Source organism: Streptococcus mitis (genome assembly GCF_047459985.1).
Classification (GTDB): domain Bacteria; phylum Bacillota; class Bacilli; order Lactobacillales; family Streptococcaceae; genus Streptococcus; species Streptococcus mitis_DZ.
The window spans coordinates 1-688 of record NZ_JASHHD010000044.1 but is presented as its reverse complement, the minus strand read 5'-3'; the positions used below and the strand labels follow the sequence as shown (position 1 = coordinate 688).

Genomic DNA, 688 nt, shown 5'->3' with positions numbered 1-688 from the left:
AATCCTGTCCACCGTAAGACTAAGGTTTCCAGGGGAAGGCTCGTCCGCCCTGGGTTAGTCGGGACCTAAGGAGAGACCGAAAGGTGTATCCGATGGACAACAGGTTGATATTCCTGTACTAGAGTATATAGTGATGGAGGGACGCAGTAGGCTAACTAAACCAGACGATTGGAAGTGTCTGGCCAAGCAGTGAGGTGTGATATGAGTCAAATGCTTATATCTATAACATTGAGCTGTGATGGGGAGCGAAGTTTAGTAGCGAAGTTAGTGATGTCACACTGCCGAGAAAAGCTTCTAGCGTTAATTATACTCTACCCGTACCGCAAACCGACACAGGTAGTCGAGGCGAGTAGCCTCAGGTGAGCGAGAGAACTCTCGTTAAGGAACTCGGCAAAATGGCCCCGTAACTTCGGGAGAAGGGGCGCTGACTTATGGTCAGCCGCAGTGAATAGGCCCAAGCAACTGTTTATCAAAAACACAGCTCTCTGCTAAATCGTAAGATGATGTATAGGGGGTGACGCCTGCCCGGTGCTGGAAGGTTAAGAGGAGTGCTTAGCGTAAGCGAAGGTATGAATTGAAGCCCCAGTAAACGGCGGCCGTAACTATAACGGTCCTAAGGTAGCGAAATTCCTTGTCGGGTAAGTTCCGACCCGCACGAAAGGCGTAATGATTTGGGCACTGTCTCAAC

At 49.9% G+C, this 688-nt stretch carries 1 rRNA gene; it reads left to right on the top strand.

The features are described 5' to 3' along the window. Positions 1 to 688, top strand: a 23S ribosomal RNA gene (locus QM959_RS09545); the annotation flags it as partial.